The 3,980-nt window shown below is 71.8% G+C and carries 3 protein-coding genes and 1 pseudogene; all 4 read right to left on the reverse strand.

Annotated features, from left to right (window positions below; translation table 11 throughout):
* Positions 1 to 331: 331 nt before the first annotated feature.
* Positions 332 to 1,156 carry a type VII secretion system-associated protein gene (locus tag ABZ845_RS21785; RefSeq protein WP_360982116.1) on the reverse strand — a complete coding sequence of 275 codons (825 nt, stop codon included), beginning with the start codon at positions 1,154 to 1,156 and terminating at the stop codon, positions 332 to 334.
* A gap of 155 nt (positions 1,157 to 1,311) precedes the next feature.
* Positions 1,312 to 1,698, reverse strand: coding sequence for a hypothetical protein (locus ABZ845_RS21790; protein ID WP_360982118.1), 387 nt, complete (start codon positions 1,696 to 1,698; stop codon positions 1,312 to 1,314).
* The gene (locus ABZ845_RS21795) at positions 1,691 to 2,131 is read right to left on the reverse strand and encodes a YbaB/EbfC family nucleoid-associated protein (protein WP_360982120.1); all 441 of its coding nucleotides are present in this window, start codon (positions 2,129 to 2,131) and stop codon (positions 1,691 to 1,693) included. Before ABZ845_RS21795 ends, ABZ845_RS21790 begins: the two co-directional genes overlap by 8 nt.
* Positions 2,132 to 2,283: 152 nt before the next feature.
* Positions 2,284 to 3,980: pseudogene (locus ABZ845_RS21800) on the reverse strand (hypothetical protein); the annotation flags it as partial.

Genomic DNA, 3,980 nt, shown 5'->3' on the forward strand with positions numbered 1-3,980 from the left:
GCGCGGCGACCCCCAGTCGACGTGTCAGACGGCCGGGGCGTTCGGCGCACCCGGATCAAAGCCGGAATCAGTTCTGTGGACCATGTGGCCCGGACGTGCGGTCGCGGGCGGCCGGTGCCCGGCCCAGGGGTTCACCGGCCGCCTCCGGTGTTGTCCCGCGCGCGAGCGTCTCGGGGACTGCGCGCGGGCCCGGAGGACCATGTGAACAGGCAGACCGTCGGGCCTCCAACCTCCGGCGGTGGTTCGTGGACCCGTGTACAGCGGGGTCTGCACTCCCGGCCAACTCCTCCTGTGGTCGGGGCCGCCGCTCGCGATCCGCACGTCAGAGGAGTCAGGACGCGGTATCGGCGTCGACGGGGTGCGGCAGGATGTCGTCCAGGTCGCCGTCCCAGGCGCTCTCGCCGTCCGTTCCCGCGGCTGCCAGCGCCTCACGCAGGAACTGTGGCTCCACCGCCATGCTCACCGGACCCGAGGCGTTCAGGTAGATCAGGTGGCCCTCGGGAAGCATGTCCAGCAGTTCGGGGGCCTTCATGGGCCTGAACGACAGCCGTCCCGCCGTCTGCAGGTGGTCCGGTGAGGTGAACACCGGTACCACCGGGGTCTCGTCATCCGGCGCGACAGCGGACAGCAGGCCGCCGCCGGGGGCGACGAACACAGCGAACTCGGCGGTGACCAGAGCCCTTGTCACGGCCTCCGGCGGGCCGTAGCCCGTCGCCGCCAGCTGGACCGCGCCGTCCACCGGGTCTGTCGGATCGGGCCACTCCAGTGCCGTGGGGGACGGACGGTACTCCTCGTTGTCCTGCCACTCCACGATCTCGCCGTCCTGGTCCGAACGCCACTGTCCGACCACGGCCCAACTGGGCGGTTCACCCGCCCCGGACCAGGTCGGATCGATCATTCCGAACCAGTGGTCGGGGGCGAGCCGGGCCGCCTCACGGATGTGGTCCGGTACGGCGGGCACGGCCTCCGCGTCATCCGGATCCTGCTCCGGCTGTTCCGTCGGCGCCGTGGGCTCCCCGGCGTCCGGCCGCACACGCGCCTGCTCATCCATCGCCTCCGGCACCGGTGTCGCCGGTGCCTTTGGTGTCTCCGGTGCCGTCGGTGCCGCCGGGTCCGGCTGCTGCGACGAACTGCTTTCGCCCGACGTGCCGTTCATTTCCTTCTCCACTGTCCGCTCGTCCGGATGTGCTCATGTGACCTGCCGCACAGGGCAGTTGCGCCGTGCCGTGCGGCGCAAGGTGATCGTGCACGTGGCACGCGTCGCGAGGGGGTGCAGACGTCCCGTGGCGAACGGCGTTCCACCAAGCCCGGCTACTCGTTCGGGGCGGGCGGCGGATCCTGCCCGGTCCCCGGGTCCACGGACAACCGCAGCCGCCGTCCCTGCGCCCCGGCCTGGTCCCCGATGTCCTCGAAGGCCTTCACCATCTTGCCGACGCTGTCCGCCGCAATACTGAACCCGGCGCCGGCGTCATGTGCGGCGTCGATCAGATCGGCGTGCGGCTTCTCGTACTTTCCGTAGAATTCCTTCCCTGCCTTGTCGTCACCCCACGGCTCTCCGTAGGACTGGCAGATCAGGTCAAGACCCGTGCCGACCGACTTCAACCGGCTGGCGAGGTCATTGAATTTGGCGATCGCCGGCTTCAGTTTGTCCGTGTCGACGTTGACCGTCTCGTTCGACGACTGGTGCTGATCAGTCACGGCTCGGGCCCCCCTCCATGCCGTGGCCATGGTCGATGTAGGCCCGTATCACGTCGGGCAGGTCCAGTTCCTCGGGCAGGAACGAACGCGGATCGACGCGACCCTGCAGCAGATCGGCCGGCGACATGCCACCGAACATCCCGCCCAGCGCCGCCTCGGACACTTTCGACAGAGCCTCGGCGCGCGCCTTCTCAACGGTGGCCAAGATCACCCTCGCAAGATCCTTCGGTGTCATCGTGCGGTAGGCGGGGGTGGGGAAGTCCAGCGCCTTCACCTGGCCCTGGGCCCCGACGGTGACCTTGACCACCCTGCGCGGCGCCGTTGCCGTCGCCTCGATCTCGTTGATCTGGATCCGGGTGTCGGCAGCCTGCTCACGCGCCTGACGGTACTGGGCCAGCAACTCCTCGACCTGTTCGTCGTAAGGGGACGACATCCCGGTTCTCCCAACGCCGTACTCGATCGCTCGTCAGATGCCCCGAGTCAACCCCGGCCGCCGCGCGCCGCCAACCGGGCGCGACGGGGAATGGCCTTGAGTACATCCGTATCTGCCTTCGAGGTCAGCGGGCACGGCGACCGTGCCGCGCCTCATCCCCAGACCTCCTCCCCCTGGCGCAGCAGGTCGGCGATGCTGCTCTTGCCCTCCTCCTCGCCCTCCTTGGCCTTCTTCCGCACGCCGGCCGGGACCGGCTGGGGCTCCGGCTCGGGCTGCTCCTCCTCCGGTTCGGCAGACGAGCAGCTCAGCTCGACCGGAGCCGATCCCGACGCCTTGGGCCGCCAAGCGGCTCGGGCGGGTTCGGTGAACTGCTCGGCGGCGGTGCCACCCCGGGCCAGCGTGTACGCACCGGCGGCGACCGCGGTCGCCGCGGCGGCCTCCTGAATGTCGGCATCGGTCGCGGCAGGCTCGCCGGCGGTCGCGGCACCCTCCTGGGGGTCGAGCAGCGGCAGGAGCGAACCGTCCGTCAAGTCCCAGGCGGCGGTGTCGTCCTCGGCCGAGATCCCCGGAGTGGACGCTTCGTGGACCGCCGCGGGCCCCTCGGCCAAGGCTCCGGAACCGTTCTCCGAGCCCTGGTGGTGGTGCGGTGCGTCTACCTCGTGGACCGGCTGGTGGCCCGGCGCGGCCTCGCCGCCCGACCGGTGGTCCGGCGTGGCTTCACCGCCCGACGGGTGGTCCGTGGCCTCCCCGTCGCTCAGCCGGTGCTCCGGCTCCACCGCCGGGGTCGGCCCGTGGGCCTCCTCCCGTGTCCCGGCCTGCCCGTGAGACTCGGCCGGGACGCGCGGCCGGGCCGTCTCCTCGCCCGTGGGCTCCCCTCCGTACGCGGCGACCGCCGCCGTACCGGCGACTCCCCACTCGGGCTCGCCCCACACCGCCCCTGCGGCCTCCTCGGAGGCGCGGGTGTGGGTGTCCCCCGAGCCGGTGTGGCTCCCCGCGAGGCCCCCGGCTCCGGCCGAGGCAGCGAGAAGCGGCATCCACGCCAGAATTCCCGCGTCGAGCGCCTCGTCGGCCTCGGACGTCGGCTGTGACGGCTCCTGGCCGGAGGGCGTCGCCTGCGCCGATTGCCCCGTCGACGGACCGGCGGCCAGGCCGTTGTCGCCCGGCATCGTCAGACGGCCCTCGTCGGGCGCCGTGCCGTACGGCGAGCCCACCCCGTGATCGTCGGCCCCGGAAGCAACCGTCCACGGCTCCGTCGATCCGTCCAGCAGACCGGAGGCGTCGGAGTTGTGCTGCTCCCGGTCACCGCCGCCTCCGGCGTTCATCCCGCCCATCGGCATCATCGGCATCATCGGCATCGCCGCCCCGGCAGCGGGGTCCTCCGCCGCTCCGGCGGACGGCACCGCGCCGGCCACGTCACCGGGCAGGCTCAGACCGGGACCGCCGCCGTTCGCACCGCCCGTCATCCCGTCAGGCGACGACGTGTCACCTGCCCACGGCTCCGCGTCACCACCCAGCAGATGCGAAGCATCCGACGGACCACCCTCACCAGAGGCACCACCAGCACCGAGACCACCGCTGCCCATCGGCATCATCGGCATCCCCGGCATACCCGGGATCGCCGCCCCGGCAGCGGGGTCGCCCGCCGCTCCGAGGGACGGGAGTGCCTCCGGATCCCCAGCCGCGGCGCCGTCGCCGCCGGGCAGGCTCAGACCGGGACCGCCGATGTCCGCACCGCCCGTCATCCCGTCAGGCAACGACGTGTCACCTGCCCACGGCTCCGCGTCACCACCCAGCAGATGCGAAGCATCCGACGGACCACCCTCACCAGAGGCACCACCAGCACCGAGAC

The organism is Streptomyces sp. NPDC047022 (genome assembly GCF_040644155.1).
In the GTDB taxonomy this organism is placed as follows: Bacteria; Actinomycetota; Actinomycetes; order Streptomycetales; family Streptomycetaceae; genus Streptomyces.